Source organism: Streptococcus sp. SCPM-O-B-23252 (M501) (assembly GCF_058200355.1).
In genome coordinates this window covers 1021312-1037820 of sequence record NZ_JBYQGS010000001.1, presented here as the reverse complement: position 1 = coordinate 1037820, position 16509 = coordinate 1021312, and the positions used below count along the sequence as shown (strand labels likewise).

The window sequence follows — 16509 nt, the reverse complement described above, 5'->3', positions numbered from 1 at the left end:
AGTCGGTTTTTTATCAAGGCTTGCTCCGTGGTAAATACTTAATTTTCTAGCCAAAGTTTGGTATAATAAAGGGTATGAATACGCAAGAAAAAGAATCAAATTACAAACTCTTACTAGCCCAGTTAGAAGCTCTTTTAGAAGGAGAGAGCAATGCCCTGGCCAATTTAGCCAATGCCAGTGCTCTGCTCAATCAAGCTCTACCGCATTCAGTCTTTGCAGGCTTTTACCTCTATGATCAAAAAGAGTTGTTTTTAGGCCCCTTTCAAGGACAGGTATCTTGTGTCCATATTGCTCTAGGAAAAGGCGTCTGTGGAGAAGCAGCAGAGAAAAGAGAGACGCTGGTCATTGAGGATGTGACCCAGCATGCCAATTATATCTCTTGTGACAGTCGGGCCATGAGTGAGATTGTGGTTCCCATGGTCTTGAAGGACCAATTGCTGGGAGTGTTGGATCTAGATTCGGATCGGGTGGGAGATTATGACGACCTGGATCGCCTTTATTTGGAACGTTTTGTAGCCATCTTGCTCGAAAAAACAAATTGGAATTTTAGGATGTTTGGAGTAGTAGACTAATGTATCAAGCCCTCTATCGTAAATACCGAAGCCAGACCTTTGGCCAGCTTGTAGGGCAGGAGGTTATTGCGACGACCCTACGACAAGCTGTCGAACAGGGAAAAATTAGCCATGCCTATCTCTTTTCTGGCCCTCGTGGGACGGGGAAGACCAGTGTGGCGAAAATCTTTGCCAAGGCCATGAACTGCCCCAATCAAAAAGGGGGAGAGCCTTGTAACGAATGCTATATCTGTGAAGCCATTACTAATGGCAGTTTAGAGGATGTCATCGAGATTGACGCTGCTTCTAATAATGGGGTGGATGAGATCCGCGATATCCGCGATAAATCGACCTATGCGCCTAGCCTGGCCCCTCATAAGGTCTATATTATCGATGAGGTCCACATGCTCTCGACGGGAGCTTTTAATGCCCTCCTCAAGACCTTGGAAGAACCGACAGAAAATGTGGTCTTTATTCTAGCAACAACGGAATTGCACAAGATTCCAGCAACTATTCTTTCACGGGTTCAACGCTTTGAGTTCAAATCCATCAAGACGCCAGCCATTCAAGACCACCTAAAAGCTGTTTTGGATAAAGAAGGCATTGATTACGAAGAAGAAGCTGTAGCCATTATTGCCCGTCGGGCAGAAGGTGGGATGCGGGATGCCTTGTCCATTTTGGACCAGGCTCTCAGCCTGACAGCTGGTGCCCAATTGACCACTGCGACGGCAGAAGAAATCACAGGCTCCATCAGTCAGGAAGCTTTGGATCTCTATGTGGCAGCCTTGGCAGCACAAGATGCAACAGCTGCCTTGGACCAGTTAAACCTCATCTTTGATAATGGGAAAAACATGGCCCGCTTTGTGACAGATCTCTTGCAGTATTTGCGGGATCTCCTGATTGTTCAGACAGGTGGGGAAAATCTCCATGTCAGTGAACGATTTAACCAGAATCTAGCCATTCCGCAAGCCACCCTCTTTGCTTGGATTGATCTTGCGACAAGGAGCTTAGCAGATATCAAAAACAGCCTGCAGCCTAAGATCTATACAGAGATGATGACCATTCGCTTGGCAGAATACAAAGGTGAGGGCTCTTCAGCTAGTCAAACGGCTCTTCCAGAAGATTTCTTGTCACAAATGGACCAACTCAAAAGAGAAGTGGAGTTACTGAAAAGTCAATTAGCTCAAGTAGGGAGCGGGGCTCCTGTAGCCAAGTCGGCTCCAGCCCGTCCTCAGAAGTCCAGCAAGGGATATCGAGTGGATCGCAATAAGGTTCAAGCCATCTTACAAGAAGCGGTTGAAAATCCAGATTTAGCCCGTAACAATCTCATCCGCCTGCAAAATGCTTGGGGGGAAATTATTGAAAGCTTAGCAGGGGCAGATAAGGCCTTGCTGGTTGGTTCTCAACCGGTTGCGGCAAATGAACGCCATGCGATTCTTGCTTTTGAGTCTGCCTTTAATGCTGAGCAGACCATGAAGCGAGATAACCTCAATACCATGTTTGGCAATATTTTAAGCAATGCAGCCGGATTCTCACCTGAAATTTTGGCCATTTCCATGGAGGAGTGGACCCAGGTCCGGGCGGAATTCTCGAAGAAAGCGCGTGGTCACAAGGATGAAGTCGAGGTGGCAGAAGAGTCTGTCATTCCGGAAGGTTTTGATTTTCTCTCTGAGAAAATTACGATTCAAGAAGACTAGCCTATGCTTTTTTCAGAAAATCGTGGTAGAATAACAATATGAATAAACGTCAATTTTGGACTATGGCTATCTTTACAGCCTTTGAGACCTATTTTTTCAATGATGCAGTGATGAGAGAAAGCTATCTGGCAGCTATCTTCTGGGCTCTCTTGATCCTGAGAAATTTGCAAGTTAGCTATATCTTAGGGAAATTGGTCGAAAGTATCGATCAACAGCTCAATCAGAAAAAACGAGATAAGTATAAAAAATAAGCACCGATAGGTGCTTATTTTTTTGAGCTGTTGATCTGTTTTACAGGTCCCACTGTTTGAGGGAAATTTCGCCACTGTTGAGCCAGCGTTCTTGGCCTTCCTCCAGTTGGACTAGTAGTTGTCCACTATCTGAGATATCCTTGGCCAGACCTTGGTAGCTGGTTTGATTTTGTTCGAAGCGGACTTCTTTACCTAGGACTAGTGAACGTTGCTTGTAGAGGTAGATCAGCTCCTCTTCTGGAGTGGTGAAAAATTCCTTCCAAATCTCAGCAATCAGTTCATTGCGGCTAATGGGAGGCTGGGCACCAAAGAGGGACCCTGCCTTGTCCTTCAGTTCGTTTGGAAAATCAGTGATGGCAAAATTGAGACCCACACCAATGATGACATCTGTGATAAGGCCTGTTTCGATGGAGCTGATGGCTTCAGTCAGAATGCCTCCGACTTTTTTCCCCTTGTAGTAGATGTCATTGACCCACTTGATATCGACATCCAATAAGGCTAGATTTTTCAGAGCCTTGTAGATAGCAGCTGAGACCATGAGGGTATAGGCAGGTGCTTGATCGAAAGGGAGGTTGGGCTTGAGGTGGAGGGACATGTAGATCCCCCCTTGAGAAGGACAGAAGTAGTCGCGCCCAAAACGCCCCTTACCAGCTGTTTGAAAAGGAGCCAGATACAGAGTAGCGGATTGGCCACCCGCTTCCATGGCATTCTTAGCATCTAACTGGGTGGATTGGCACTGGGGATTATAGGAGACTGTCAATGGACTAAGCTCCTCGATGACTTGGGGGATTAGGAGGTCTCCAGAAAGGATCTTGTAGCCTCTATTTTTAACAGACTCAATCTCGATGCCTTCTTTTTCTAGACGTTGGATTGCTTTCCAGATAGAGGTGCGAGACAGGCCCATTTCCTGGGCTAGTTGCTCGCCGTTGACATAATCCTGAGCTTGGGATAAGGTTTGGTATAAAATTTCGTGTGTTTTCATAGTTTCTTATTTTCGAAAAGGATGGAAGATCATCCATTCTTGGTACTTTCTCTTAAGGTGAGTTTGGTTCCTAGCATGGTGAGGGTCGGTATTTCTCTCGGTGCTAGGACTTGCTTATTGAGGACGTCCATAGCGGTACGTCCCATTTCTTCTGTAAAAACAGTGATGGTCGAGAGGGGAGGAAAGACTTGCTTGGCTAAACTGGTATCATTAAAGGAGATGAGTTGGATGTCATCAGGGACCTTGATGCCGGCTTCTTGAAAGGCGCGGAGAGCCCCAATGGCCAAACTATCACTGGCAACAAAATAGGCATCTGGAAAGGGTGAGCAAGACTGAAGCTTAGAGGAAATGAGGTCATAGCCTGATTGAGCTGTAAAACTACCTGTGAGGATGAGTTCAGGGTGGTAAATGTTTCTTTCAATACAATAGTTTCGATAGGCTCTTCGCCGAGGATCGGGAATACTTTCCAATAGGTCAGTCGTTTTTTCCTCACCGGTTAGGAGACCAATCGTTGTACACCCTTGTTTTCGTAAATAGTGAAGAGCAGTCTGTACAGCATTTTCAAATTCAGTCGTGACACAAGGATGTCCTTGGTTAAGAGTGTTACTATCGACAAAAACTAGAGGCTTGGCTAGCTTTTCTAGCTCGACAATCTGAATTCTACTAAACTTTCCAATGCAAATGACCCCAACAACTTCCTCCCCTAATCGAAAGGGAATATCATTGAAATAGCGTAGGATGCCATAATCGAGATCCTGTGCTCTTTTTTCAATGCCTAAACGGATGTTGTAGTAGTAAAGGTCGTCCAGCTCTCCCTCTTCACTTTTCCATTGGATGATGACAATTTGTTGTTTTTCTTTCTTAAAGTTCCCACTTTTCTGATGTCTGGTGTAGCCTAGTTCGTCAGCAACGGTCAAAATTCTGTGGCGGGTTTCCTCCGTTACAGAAAGACTAGTATCTTGATTCAGCACACGTGAAACAGTGGCGATGGATACGTTAGCGAGACTGGCAATATCCTTTAATGTAGCCATAAGTTTTCTCCTTCTGTCTTCTAGTATATCATAGCTTTGGCCTGGTTAGTGTATTTTACTAAAATTTTAGTAAATTAATTGATTTGCTTGATGAAAAGGGTTACACTAAAGATAAATAACTATATAAGTGAGGTAATCTCAATGAATACTCTAGAACTTCGGAACGCTTTTCAAACAGTCTTTGGAGCAGAAGCGGATCATACTTTTTTCTCACCAGGTCGGATCAATCTGATTGGTGAGCACACAGACTATAACGGGGGTCATGTCTTCCCTGCAGCTATCACCCTTGGTACCTACGGAGCAGCTCGCAAACGCGAGGATAAGCTTCTTCGTTTCTTCTCTGCTAACTTTGAAGACAAGGGCATCATTGAAGTTCCTCTTGAAAACCTTCAGTTTGAAGAGGAGCACAACTGGACCAACTATCCAAAAGGCATTCTTCATTTCTTGCAAGAAGCTGGTCACACCATTGATGTGGGGATGGATGTCTATGTCTACGGGAATATTCCAAATGGATCTGGTCTCTCTTCTTCAGCATCACTAGAGATGCTGACGGGCGTCATTGCAGAAAGGATCTACGGTTTGACAGTGGATCGGGTGGACTTGGTTAAAATTGGAAAACAAACAGAAAACCACTTTATCGGGGTCAACTCTGGCATCATGGACCAGTTCGCGATCGGCATGGGAGCTGACCAACGGGCCATTTATCTGGATACCAACACCTTGGAATATGACTTGGTACCCCTTGATTTGAAAGACAATGTCGTCGTGATTATGAATACCAACAAACGTCGAGAATTGATTGATTCAAAATACAATGAACGCCGTGCGGAATGTGAAACAGCTGTCTCAGAATTGCAAGGCAAACTAGACATCCAAACCTTGGGTGAATTGGATGTCTGGGATTTTGATACCTATAGCTACTTGATCAAGGATGAAAATCGCATCAAACGAGCTCGCCATGCTATCCTCGAAAACCAACGGACTCTCCAAGCTCGTAAGGCTCTGGAAGAAGGAAATTTGGAAGCTTTTGGCCGTTTCATGAATGCTTCCCACGTATCCTTAGAACACGATTATGAGGTAACTGGACTTGAATTGGACACTTTGGTGCATACAGCCTGGGAACAAGAAGGTGTCTTGGGCGCTCGTATGACAGGAGCAGGCTTTGGTGGTTGTGCCATCGCCCTTGTAAACAAAGATAAAGTTGAAGCATTTGAAGAAGCTGTCGGCAAACGCTATGAAGAAGTCGTTGGCTATGCGCCTAGCTTTTATATTGCAGAAGTTGCGGCAGGGACACGAGTTTTAGACTAGGTGATAATAATGGAAGCTGTAATATTTGATTTAGATGGCTTATTAGCCGATACTGAAATCATTTCTCTAAAAGTTTATCAAGAATTGCTTAGAGATTTTGGAATTCCTTTCACAGAAGAAACTTATTCTAGAGACTACAGTGGACATAGGGAAGAGGAGAATGTTCAACGATTTTTGGATACCTATGATTTACCCTGGAACTTTGACCAAACCTTGGATAGAGTTTATGAGCTGGAAGCTCAAATCTTAGCTCAAGGTGTCAATTTAAAAAAAGGTGCTAAAAATTTGCTTACTTTTTTGAAAACAGAGGGCATCCCAATCGCCCTAGCAACTTCAAGTGTTGAATCTCGGGCTAGAATGATCTTGGATAGCAATGGGATACTGTCCTTATTTGACCATCTAGTTTTTGCAAAAGATGTAAAGCGAAGCAAACCTTACCCAGATATATTTTTAAAGGCTTGTAGTGATTTGAATGCTTTGCCAGAGAATTGCTTGGTACTAGAGGATAGTGAAGCAGGTATTGAAGCGGCATCTAGAGCTGGGATTCCAGTTATTTGTATTCCAGATTTAAAAATACCAGCACAGTCTTTCTTAAATAAAACAGAACAAGTTTTTCAGGATTTGGATGCTGTTAGAGACTATTTAAAACGTAAGAAGGAGAATCAATGAATCAAGGAATTCTAGATGCATTTGTCACAGCCGTCATTAAGGCCAGTGACTACGAAGAGATGGATCGGATTTATCTAAAAAATCGCCTCATGAGTCGCGTTGGAGAAGAGGGGCTAGACGCCCCAGCTCAAAAAGAAGACTTGATTGCGCTCAAAGATCAGCTGGTGGAGATTGCGGTTGCGAATAATATGATTCAAGATAGCATGGCCGCGAAGGACAGCTTGGGTGCAGAGTTGATGGATTGGATCACACCTAGCCCTAGTCAGGTCAACCATCGTTTCTGGGAGACCTACCGTCAGTCTAAAGAAGACGCGATTGCTGATTTCTATGCCCTCTCTAAGCGCAATGATTACATCAAGGTCAAAGCCATTGCGCAAAATATTGCCTTTGAGACACAAACTCCCTACGGTTCTCTTGAAATCACCATCAATCTGTCAAAACCTGAAAAAGATCCTAAAGACATTGCAGCGGCCAAGCTTGCCAAAGCCAGTCACTATCCAGCCTGCCAATTGTGCGTTGAAAATGAAGGCTATCAAGGTCGCCTAGACCATCCAGCTCGGGCCAATCACCGGATCATCCGTTTTGATATGGACGGTCATGACTGGGGTTTTCAGTATTCCCCTTATGCCTACTTCAATGAACACTGCATTTTCCTCGATAGCCAGCATGTTCCCATGGCCATTAGCCGTAAGACCTTTGAGCGACTCTTGACCATTGTCGAGACTTTTCCAGGCTATTTTGCGGGGTCTAATGCAGATCTGCCCATTGTAGGGGGGTCTATCCTGACTCATGACCACTACCAAGGGGGGCGGCACACCTTCCCTATGGAGGTAGCAGGACTTGACCAAGCCTTTACTATTCCTGGATTTGAAGGGGTTCAAGTGGGCATCGTTCGTTGGCCAATGTCAGTCTTGCGTCTGAAGTCTGAAAATAAGGGAGAGCTGATTGACTTGGCGGACCATATCTTAGAAAGCTGGCGGAGTTACTCGGATCCAGCTGTGCAAGTCTTGGCCTCTTCGAATGGGGAGGCCCACCATACCATTACGCCGATTGCACGGATTCGTGAGGGCAAGTTTGAGTTGGACCTGGTCCTTCGGGACAATCAAACCTCACCAGAGCATCCAGATGGCATTTACCATCCACATGCGGATGTGCAACACATCAAAAAAGAAAATATCGGCTTGATCGAAGTCATGGGCTTGGCCATTTTGCCACCTCGCCTCAAGGAAGAGCTCAAGCAGGTTCAAGACTATTTGCTTGGACGTGAGAGCACAGTGGCAACCTACCACCAGGCTTGGGCAGATGATTTGAAAGCCACTCACCCATCCCTCACAGATGAAGCAGAGGCAGAAGCCCTTGTCCGTAAATCAGTCGGTCAAATCTTTGCGCGGGTGCTGGAAGATGCTGGTGTCTACAAGCGAACAGCAGAAGGCCAGACAGCCTTTAGACGCTTTGTTGCGACACTTTAAGTGTGGAGAAGAGGCAAAAATTTGGTACAATAAGAGAGAAAACAAAGAAGCGAAAGGAAAATAAATGGCAATACTCGTACTCGGAGGAGCTGGCTATATCGGTTCCCACATGGTGGACCGTTTGGTCAATGAAGGACAGGAAAAAGTCGTCGTGGTCGATAGTCTGGTCACGGGCCACCGTGCAGCGGTGCATCCAGATGCCGTCTTTTACCAAGGAGACCTGGCGGATCAAGACTTTATGCGCACTGTGTTTAAGAAACATGACGATATCGATGCGGTCATCCACTTTGCGGCCTACTCACTGGTTGCTGAATCCATGGCAGATCCATTGAAATATTTTGACAATAATACAGCAGGCATGGTTAAACTCTTGGAAGTCATGCATGAATGTAGGGTGCACTACATCGTCTTTTCTTCAACTGCTGCCACCTACGGCATTCCAGAAGAAATTCCGATTCTTGAAACCACTCCGCAAAATCCGATCAACCCTTATGGTGAAAGCAAGCTCATGATGGAAACCATCATGCGTTGGGCTGATCAAGCCTACGGCATCAAGTATGTGCCCCTTCGTTACTTTAATGTTGCGGGTGCTAAGCCTGACGGATCTATTGGGGAAGACCATGGACCAGAGACCCATCTCTTACCGATCGTCTTACAAGTGGCCCAAGGAAAACGCGAAAAAATTGCTATTTTTGGAGATGACTACCAGACACCAGATGGCACTAATGTTCGGGACTATGTCCATCCATTTGACTTGGCGGATGCCCATCTTTTAGCAGTGGAGTATCTGCGTAATGGCAACCCATCTACTGCCTTTAACCTGGGCTCGTCGACTGGATTCTCCAATCTTCAAATCGTAGAAGCAGCCCGAAAGGTGACGGGACATCCAATCCCTCTGGAGATTGCAGATCGTAGACCAGGAGATCCAGATACTCTGATCGCATCATCTGAGAAGGCGCGTGCCATCCTCGGCTGGCAACCAAAATTTGACAATATCGAAACCATCATCCAAACCGCCTGGGCATGGCATTCCAGCCACTCAGATGGCTACAATGATCGATAAGAAGAAAACTCAAGTCAGTTGGCTTGAGTTTTTGTGTGGAGGAATATGCTATAATGAAGAAAACAGAAGGGTGTGCACAAGTAATGTCACCTAACGGGTCGACAAGGATAGTAGGAGCAAGAATGATAAAATATTTGGTGCAAAAATTTCTCTGGTTTCGAGAGCGTGGATTTGTACAAATCACCCAGAAGACCTTGGTATCTCTCTTTCCATTTTTACTTTTCTCAGCAATTGTTCGCGTGATTTCCCAGTCCTTCTTTTCAGATAGAGGTTATATAAATATGCTCTTTTCTGTTTCGGACTGGTTCCCAGGGTTTCAGCTCACGGGTCAAGTCTTGTCCAATCTTTCTAATTTTACAAGTGGTTTGGCTGGACCTTTAGCAACCTATTTTGCAGGGGAATATACAGCTGGACATTATGGGAGAAGTACAGGGACGGCTGGTGTGACAGCTCTTATGGTCAGTTTTCTTGTTAGCTCACAGGGATTATTGATGGGGCCTCTTCGGGATGGGCAACTGTCTCACATCAATCTACCTGCGACGACCAATATTTTCTTGGTGATTTTTTTAGGTTACCTAATTGGCCAGATTTTTCGTCTTTCCAAAGCCAGTGACGACCAAATCGTCACTAAAGACTTTATTTATCAACCCAAGACTGTACGTCCGATTTTCTTGTCTCTGCTCTTAGGAGTCAGTTTAAATGGCCTCTTAGTCCTGGGCAATCAGTACCGTGTCTTTCAGACCATCGGTCAATTTTTCAGTTCACTGACCGTGACCAGTCATCACCTCCTATCCACTTTTGTCATGGGACTCTTGAATAGCTTATCGGCTTGGGTAGGAAACAGTCAGGTTTTTGCCTTTAACTCGATTGCGGATGATAGTTTTGCCTTGGAAAATCTGACTTATGCCGTCACCAATCATTCGACGACAGGCATTCCTTATCTCTACACCTTGACCAATTTGTACCGCAGTTATGGCATGGTGGCAGGAGTTGGTGCAGTCCTGGCACTTTTAGTTGCGATCTTATTGGTTTCACGAAGTAAAAAGGACAAGAAAGTTAGTTTCCTTAGTATCTTTCCAAGCCTCTTTAACAATGGCGCTCCTTTTATGGTAGGAATCCCGGTCCTCCTCAACCTGCTATATGTGATTCCCTTCTTATTGATCCCCTTGGTCAATATGGGAATTGCAGCTCTGGCTTTGTGCTTCAAACTGATGCCAGCAGCTGTCTATCCAGTGCCAGATGGGACACCAAGCATCCTTTATGCTTTTATTGGAACGGGAGGGAGCCTGAGAGCTTTAGCTGTGAGTCTCCTCTGCTTTGCCCTAGACGTAGCCCTTTATATTCCCTTTGTCCGTATGGGCAACCAAGTTCGGAAAGATTTGCTAGAAGAAGGAGGAAGCCATGAAAATCTCTAAAAAAACAGCGCTGGTCTTCACCTTGGTCTGCCTTTTCTTGATTGGCTTGGCTGTGCCTTCTTATAGCTGGACTCGAAAAAATGTCCAGAAAATCGAAAAATTCTATAATTCAAAACTATCGCCAATTATCATGATCCCGGGAAGCTCTGCGACAGAGAACCGCTTTGATGGCTTGGTGACTAAGCTCAATCAAGACCGACAAGGAACCAAACACAGCCTGCTCAAGGTCAAGGTCTGGAATGATGGTACCATTACTTATAGTGGGAGTATCGATGCCAAGGACAATGAACCGATTATCGTCATTGGTTTTGAAAACAACAAGGATGGTTACAGCAATATCAAAAAGCAAGCCAAGATGGTTAACCAAGCCTTTGAAGCCTTGCAAGAAAAATACAACTTCAATAACTTTAAGGGACTGGCCCACTCCAATGGAGGCTTGATTTATACTGCCTTTATTGAAAATTATCTAGGGGAATATGATGTGGATCTCAAGAACCTCATGACCATTGGGACTCCTTATAATTTTACCGAGACCAACATCAAAAACAAATCAGAGATGTTGGCAGATTTTATCAAGAACAGAGAAGCTATACCGACAACTCTCCATATGTATTCAGTAGCAGGGACCATTACCTATGACTCAGATGAGTTGGTTCCGGATGCTAGTGTGTCAGCTGGTAAGTATATCTATCAAAATCAAGCAGCTAGTTATACAGAGATTACGGTGACAGGAGAGGATGCGCAACACTCGGACCTTCCGACTAATGATGAAGTGGTCGCCTTGATCAAGCAACACATTGAGAGTCAGGATCATCAAAATCGGCAGGAGCAGAAAAATCCGAATTAAATCATATATACTAAGAAGGTTTTACACAAATTATTAGGTGTAGCCTTCTTTTTTGGTATAATATAAAGAGAAAAGTACAGCTATCAAGGATGACATAAAAGGAGAAACTTATGAAACGAAAAGAGAAATTGGGAGCAGTCATTCTCCTAGCAGCAGGACTTGTTACGGTTGGTTGTAGCAAACGGACTCCTCGACATTCTAGTCAGTTGAATAACAGCTCGGAAACATCGTCGATATCATCTTCCGGTAAAAAAGTTACTAAAAAAGACGTAAAAAAAGATTACAAGAAGTTGTACCAGCCTGTATTTGAGGATTATCAAAAGATTTTGACCTCGCCAAAGGATACAGCAAGTATTGCAAATCTCTATCAAAGTTTACAAGCAACTGAGCGTCCAATCAATAGTTGGGCAGTCGAGAATGCGGTCAACCAAGCAGATGAAATGCGCTATGCCTTTGCGGATTTGAATAATGATGGGATAGAGGAACTGCTGATTGCAGACCTAAATGTGAGTGGCAAATATTTCTTAACCGGTCTTTACTATTTGCAAGCTGGGAAACCTATCCTTTTGGCAGAAGGGTTCGTTGCAGGCCATGGTGGAGCAAGAAATGCTGCGCTTGTCTATAAAGGAGGAGAAGTTCTAGAGCTTAGCTGGTCCTCGGGAACGGGGCAAGGTTATGGGACTCTTTATCAGCTTAATGCTAAGCAAGAGCAAGCGACTATCCTCCAAGAAAAAGAGATTCAAATACAAGCAAATGATATTGCTGCTGATTTTGGAAAAAATGCATCCGATCAAATTGATTTAAGAGGTCTCGATTGGCAGGAATTTGAAGTTCCAAGTCGTTCAACTAAATCAGAAACACAACTAAAAGCTCCTTGGAATGCCAACAAATCGGCGAAACTCGAAGCATTTATAAAGGACTGGGGGGGAAGACTAGGACAACCCAATTACCAAAAGGGAATCGCAGGAGGAGATGTTGGAGCCGACCATCTCTATATCCTTGGGGATGGACCAAGTGAGAAAATGAATGCCGAGTATACGGATACAGGTCTAGGAAATGCCCAGTATCGAATTGTAGAACGCTACAGTAATTGGGATAAATTTCCAGATGTTCATAGTTACTTTTTCGCTATCACCAATACGGGAGAACCGATCGTCTTTCATTCAGATACAACTAATGGAGGACAAATGTATCTTAAACCGACAGAAAATGCTGAACTCCAGGCAGAGTTCAAACGCTTGGTGGAAGAGGAGTAATTTTCATTATCGAGAGTTTGGTCTTGGCCAAGCTCTTTTTCTTCAGCATTTGAAATCAAATCAATTGACAGATGTAATGGCGAGTATTACAATTTCATGTATAAGTTAAAGACTAGGAACTTCAGTTGAGATTAATGAAGAAAGTAAAGAGTAATCTGAATGATTGAATACAAAAATGTAGTCCTGCGCTACACGGATACAGACATTTTAAAAGATGTCAATCTCCGCATTGAAAATGGAGAATTCATGGTGCTAGTGGGTCCTTCAGGATCTGGAAAGACCACCATGCTCAAGATGATCAACCGTCTTTTGGAGCCGACAGATGGCAATATCTATATGGATGGGAAACGTATTAAGGACTATGATGAACGGGAGTTACGTCTCAGCACAGGCTATGTCCTTCAAGCTATTGCCCTATTTCCTAACTTGACCGTTGCTGAAAATATTGCATTGATTCCTGAGATGAAGGGCTGGAGCAAGGAGAAAATTGCCTCTAAAACCGAAGAACTCTTGGACAAGGTTGGCCTGCCTGCTGCAGATTATGCTCATCGGTTACCAAGCGAGTTATCTGGTGGGGAGCAACAGCGGATTGGCATTGTGCGGGCCATCATTGGGGAACCAAAAATCTTACTGATGGATGAGCCCTTTTCAGCCTTGGATGCCATTTCTCGCAAGCAGTTGCAAGCTCTCACCAAAAACTTGCACAAAGAGTTTGGTATGACCACTATTTTTGTGACCCACGATACGGATGAGGCCTTAAAATTAGGCGACCGAATTGCAGTCTTGCAAAAAGGAGAGATTGTACAGGTGGCGGATTCTAAAGCCATCCTAGACCAGCCAGCCAACGACTTTGTCGCAGATCTATTTGGAGGTGCTCACCATGTCTAAACTACTTTCAACATTTCAAGAACGCTTTGGGGACTGGCTCACAGCACTGGGACAACATTTGCAACTGTCATTACTGACCTTGCTCCTTGCTGTTTTTCTGGCTGTCCCACTAGCTGTTTATTTAAGTACACGCAAGAGAGCAAGCAACTGGGTCTTACAGGTAGCTGGGATCTTCCAGACCATTCCTTCCATGGCTCTTCTCGGCCTCTTCATTCCCATTATGGGCATTGGGACGCTTCCGGCCTTGACAGCTCTCGTCATCTATGCCATTTTCCCCATCCTTCAAAATACCATCACTGGTTTACAAGGGATTGATCCAAGCCTTGAAGAAGCAGGGGTCGCCTTTGGGATGACCAAGTGGGAACGACTCAAGAAGTTCGAGATTCCCTTGGCCATGCCTGTTATTATGTCTGGGATTCGGACAGCAGCTGTGATGATTATCGGGACCGCTACTCTAGCTGCATTAATTGGAGCTGGGGGACTTGGTTCCTTTATCCTTCTAGGGATTGACCGCAATAATGCCAGTCTGATTTTGATCGGTGCCCTATCCTCTGCCTTCTTGGCCATCGCCTTTAACCTTCTTCTTAAATGGATGGAAAAGGCCAAATTGCGGACCATCTTTGCGGCCTTTGCGGTAATGATCCTGGGATTAGGAGCTTCTTATACACCAAGTCTTCTTTCAAAACCAGAAAAAGAAAACCTGGTCATTGCTGGGAAGTTAGGACCAGAACCCGAAATTCTAGCTAACATGTACAAGTTCTTGATCGAGGAAAACACGGACATAACAGTGACCGTCAAGCCGAATTTTGGAAAGACTACCTTCCTCTATGAAGCCCTGAAAAAAGGGGACATCGCTATCTATCCAGAGTTTACAGGGACCGTGACCGAAAGTCTCCTTAAGCCAGCACCACAAGTCGGTCATGATCCAGAAGCAGTCTACAAAGCTGCCCGAGATGGGATCAAGCGACAAGACAACCTGGCCTTGCTCAAACCCATGGCTTATCAGAATACCTACGCTGTCGCGGTTCCTAAGAAAATTGCCCAAGAGTATGGCCTCAAGACCATTTCCGACTTGAAAAAGGTAGAAGGGCAACTCAAGGCAGGCTTTACCTTGGAGTTTAACGACCGAGAAGACGGAAACAAGGGCTTGCAGAAGGTCTATGGTCTTCATCTACAAGTCTCCACCATGGAACCAGCCCTTCGCTACCAAGCTATCCAGTCTGGCGATATCCAGATAACAGATGCTTACTCAACAGATGCCGAGCTGGCTCGCTATGACCTGGTGGTCCTTGAAGATGACAAGCAACTCTTCCCACCTTATCAAGGGGCGCCCCTCATGAAAACTGCATTGCTCGAAAAACACCCTGAGTTGGAAGCTGTTCTCAATAAGTTGGCTGGTAAAATCACAGCAGACCAAATGAGCCAGATGAATTACCAAGTCGGAGTAGAAGGTAAGTCAGCAAATCAAGTAGCGCGTGACTTTTTGATTCAGGAAGGGATCATCAAGAAATAATGCAAATTTTAAATTGAAAAAAGTCACTTTATTTAAGTTACTTATTAAGGATTTCCCTATGAGTCGGAATTATTTAGTTGTTAAAGGTTAGTAAGAAGAAGTAGAACGGATGATCAACAGACTACTAGAGGTGGGGCATTTTGCCCCACCTCTTTTTGTGATATACTAGAATAGTTTTTGAGACTTGTAGAAAAACTGTCATTTCAAAAAAGTAAGAGGAGAATACATGGACATCTTTTTGAGGAGCATATCGGGCATCCTGGTCATCCTGGGCATGATTTTAGTGGGCTTTGTCATTGGTGAAAAAGGCTGGTTCGATGACAAGTCGCGTGGCCTACTCGCTAAATTGGTCACTCAAGTTGCTCTTCCCTGCTATATGCTCTACACCATCACGCAGCGCTTCACAGCAGAAGATCTACTTAAAATGTTGCCAGCCTTGCGGTTTCCTGCCCTGTCTATGGTTATTTTGCTTGGCATCGCGACAGGAGTAGCCAGAATCTTTGCGGTGAGACAGGACCGTCGTGGCCTCTTTATTTCCATGTTTTTTAACTCCAATACCATCTTCGTGGGGCTTCCTATTAACCAAGCCCTCTTTGGAGATGCCAGCATTCCCTATGTTTTGATCTATTACATGTGCAATACGACCTTTTTCTGGACCTTGGGGACCTATCTCATCCAGCGGGATGGTGAGGGAGAAGCTCAGTTTGATCTCAAAACGAGTCTGAAAAAAGTCTTTTCTCCGCCACTCATGGGCTTTCTCTTGGGACTAGTCTTGGTGATGCTGCAGATCAAGTTGCCAGCCTTTCTAGCCAGTGATTTGCAGTATCTGGGTAATTTAACAACCCCTTTATCCATGATATTCATCGGTTTGTCAGTGTCTCATGTAGGTGTGAAGCAGTTGGTTCTGGGAAAAGATCAGCTATTGATTCTACTAGGTCGCTTCCTGGTTGCTCCACTCTTAATGGCTTCCATCGTTTACTGGATGCCTCTTCCAAACTTGATGAAGCAAGTCTTTATCATCCAGTCCGCCATGCCTGTGATGACCAATGCGCCAGTTGTTGCCAGACTCTACGGTGCTGATAGTAATTATGCATCCGTCATGGTGACAGAGACGACCCTTGCAACCATGGTGGTGATCCCTATTCTCATGCTGTTGATGGCTTAATAAATAAAAAGAGCTCAAGTTTTCATTGAAAAAACCTGAGCTTTTCTTATATGAGAGCTAATAAAATTGTAATCACCAGAGCGATGCCCACTCGAATAACATGATGAACTGGTTTGAAGTTTTCTTTGTGCTTGCCATTCCAATAGGCCCCGTAGCAAATCAAACCACAGCCAATCATCCAAAGGAATAAAGCAACAATCGGTAAAAAGAAGTAGAGGATGAGAGAAAAGGTCGCAAGGCAACTTCCGATGAATAGAAGTCGATTTCCTAGAGTATTCTTGCCCTTTCTTAATTCTGAAAGGCTGGCCAATAAATGAAGGAGGGGAAAGGCAAGGGCTAAGAAGGCTGTAAAAATACCAAGAAGAATAAGGAGGTTCATAAGATTTCCTTTCTAGCTAGAAAAA

The 16509-nt window shown here is 44.6% G+C and carries 16 protein-coding genes; 13 read left to right on the top strand and 3 right to left on the bottom strand.

Annotated features, from left to right (window positions below; all coding sequences use genetic code 11):
- Positions 1 to 74 precede the first annotated feature (74 nt).
- From AC3E6G_RS05035 to AC3E6G_RS05025, 3 genes are read left to right on the top strand one after another with little or no spacing between them, the layout of a single operon-like run.
- Positions 75 to 572, top strand: coding sequence for a GAF domain-containing protein (locus tag AC3E6G_RS05035; RefSeq protein ID WP_490700585.1), 498 nt, complete (start codon positions 75 to 77; stop codon positions 570 to 572).
- Positions 572 to 2248, top strand: a complete 1677-nt coding sequence (dnaX, locus tag AC3E6G_RS05030; RefSeq protein WP_490700584.1) for a DNA polymerase III subunit gamma/tau — start codon at positions 572 to 574, stop codon at positions 2246 to 2248. The genes AC3E6G_RS05035 and dnaX overlap by 1 nt, the downstream gene beginning before the upstream one ends.
- Before the next feature lie 38 nt (positions 2249 to 2286).
- Positions 2287 to 2499 (top strand): DUF3272 family protein, encoded by a 213-nt coding sequence (locus AC3E6G_RS05025; protein ID WP_048690913.1) that lies wholly within the window; start codon positions 2287 to 2289, stop codon positions 2497 to 2499.
- Between the two features lie 40 nt (positions 2500 to 2539).
- On the opposite strand, the gene birA is transcribed toward AC3E6G_RS05025, so the two are convergent.
- A complete protein-coding gene (gene birA / locus AC3E6G_RS05020; protein ID WP_490700583.1) occupies positions 2540 to 3481 on the bottom strand; it encodes a bifunctional biotin--[acetyl-CoA-carboxylase] ligase/biotin operon repressor BirA in 942 nt (313 codons plus the stop codon).
- A gap of 29 nt (positions 3482 to 3510) precedes the next feature.
- On the bottom strand, positions 3511 to 4512 hold the full coding sequence (locus tag AC3E6G_RS05015) for a LacI family DNA-binding transcriptional regulator (protein WP_490700582.1): 1002 nt from the start codon (positions 4510 to 4512) through the stop codon (positions 3511 to 3513).
- Positions 4513 to 4653: 141 nt separating this feature from the next.
- On the opposite strand from AC3E6G_RS05015, the gene AC3E6G_RS05010 reads away from it, so the two are divergent.
- The 10 genes from AC3E6G_RS05010 (at position 4654) to AC3E6G_RS04965 (ending at position 16105) form a co-directional block, all read left to right on the top strand.
- Entirely contained in the window at positions 4654 to 5820 is a 1167-nt protein-coding gene (locus tag AC3E6G_RS05010; RefSeq protein WP_490700581.1) for a galactokinase, read from the top strand.
- Positions 5821 to 5829: 9 nt separating this feature from the next.
- Positions 5830 to 6489, top strand: coding sequence for an HAD family hydrolase (locus AC3E6G_RS05005; protein ID WP_490700580.1), 660 nt, complete (start codon positions 5830 to 5832; stop codon positions 6487 to 6489).
- Positions 6486 to 7958 (top strand): UDP-glucose--hexose-1-phosphate uridylyltransferase, encoded by a 1473-nt coding sequence (galT, locus tag AC3E6G_RS05000; protein WP_490700579.1) that lies wholly within the window; start codon positions 6486 to 6488, stop codon positions 7956 to 7958. The genes AC3E6G_RS05005 and galT overlap by 4 nt, the downstream gene beginning before the upstream one ends.
- Positions 7959 to 8022: 64 nt before the next feature.
- The gene (gene galE, locus AC3E6G_RS04995; RefSeq protein ID WP_490700578.1) at positions 8023 to 9021 is read left to right on the top strand and encodes a UDP-glucose 4-epimerase GalE; all 999 of its coding nucleotides are present in this window, start codon (positions 8023 to 8025) and stop codon (positions 9019 to 9021) included.
- A 122-nt stretch (positions 9022 to 9143) separates the two neighbouring features.
- Entirely contained in the window at positions 9144 to 10436 is a 1293-nt protein-coding gene (locus AC3E6G_RS04990; protein WP_490700577.1) for a PTS transporter subunit EIIC, read from the top strand.
- Positions 10423 to 11283: an alpha/beta hydrolase gene (locus AC3E6G_RS04985; protein ID WP_490700576.1), complete on the top strand. Its 861-nt coding sequence runs from the start codon at positions 10423 to 10425 to the stop codon at positions 11281 to 11283. Before AC3E6G_RS04990 ends, AC3E6G_RS04985 begins: the two co-directional genes overlap by 14 nt.
- Positions 11284 to 11393: 110 nt before the next feature.
- A complete protein-coding gene (locus tag AC3E6G_RS04980) occupies positions 11394 to 12539 on the top strand; it encodes a DUF4767 domain-containing protein (RefSeq protein ID WP_490700575.1) in 1146 nt (381 codons plus the stop codon).
- Positions 12540 to 12698: 159 nt separating this feature from the next.
- Entirely contained in the window at positions 12699 to 13427 is a 729-nt protein-coding gene (locus AC3E6G_RS04975) for an ABC transporter ATP-binding protein (RefSeq protein WP_314836878.1), read from the top strand.
- Complete coding sequence (locus AC3E6G_RS04970) at positions 13420 to 14940, top strand: ABC transporter permease/substrate-binding protein (RefSeq protein WP_490700574.1); 1521 nt, start codon at positions 13420 to 13422, stop codon at positions 14938 to 14940. Before AC3E6G_RS04975 ends, AC3E6G_RS04970 begins: the two co-directional genes overlap by 8 nt.
- A 226-nt stretch (positions 14941 to 15166) precedes the next feature.
- Entirely contained in the window at positions 15167 to 16105 is a 939-nt protein-coding gene (locus AC3E6G_RS04965; RefSeq protein ID WP_140813898.1) for an AEC family transporter, read from the top strand.
- A gap of 46 nt (positions 16106 to 16151) precedes the next feature.
- Here the strand turns inward: AC3E6G_RS04965 and AC3E6G_RS04960 are convergent, their stop codons facing one another.
- Positions 16152 to 16484 (bottom strand): hypothetical protein, encoded by a 333-nt coding sequence (locus AC3E6G_RS04960; protein ID WP_048690947.1) that lies wholly within the window; start codon positions 16482 to 16484, stop codon positions 16152 to 16154.
- Positions 16485 to 16509: the final 25 nt, after the last annotated feature.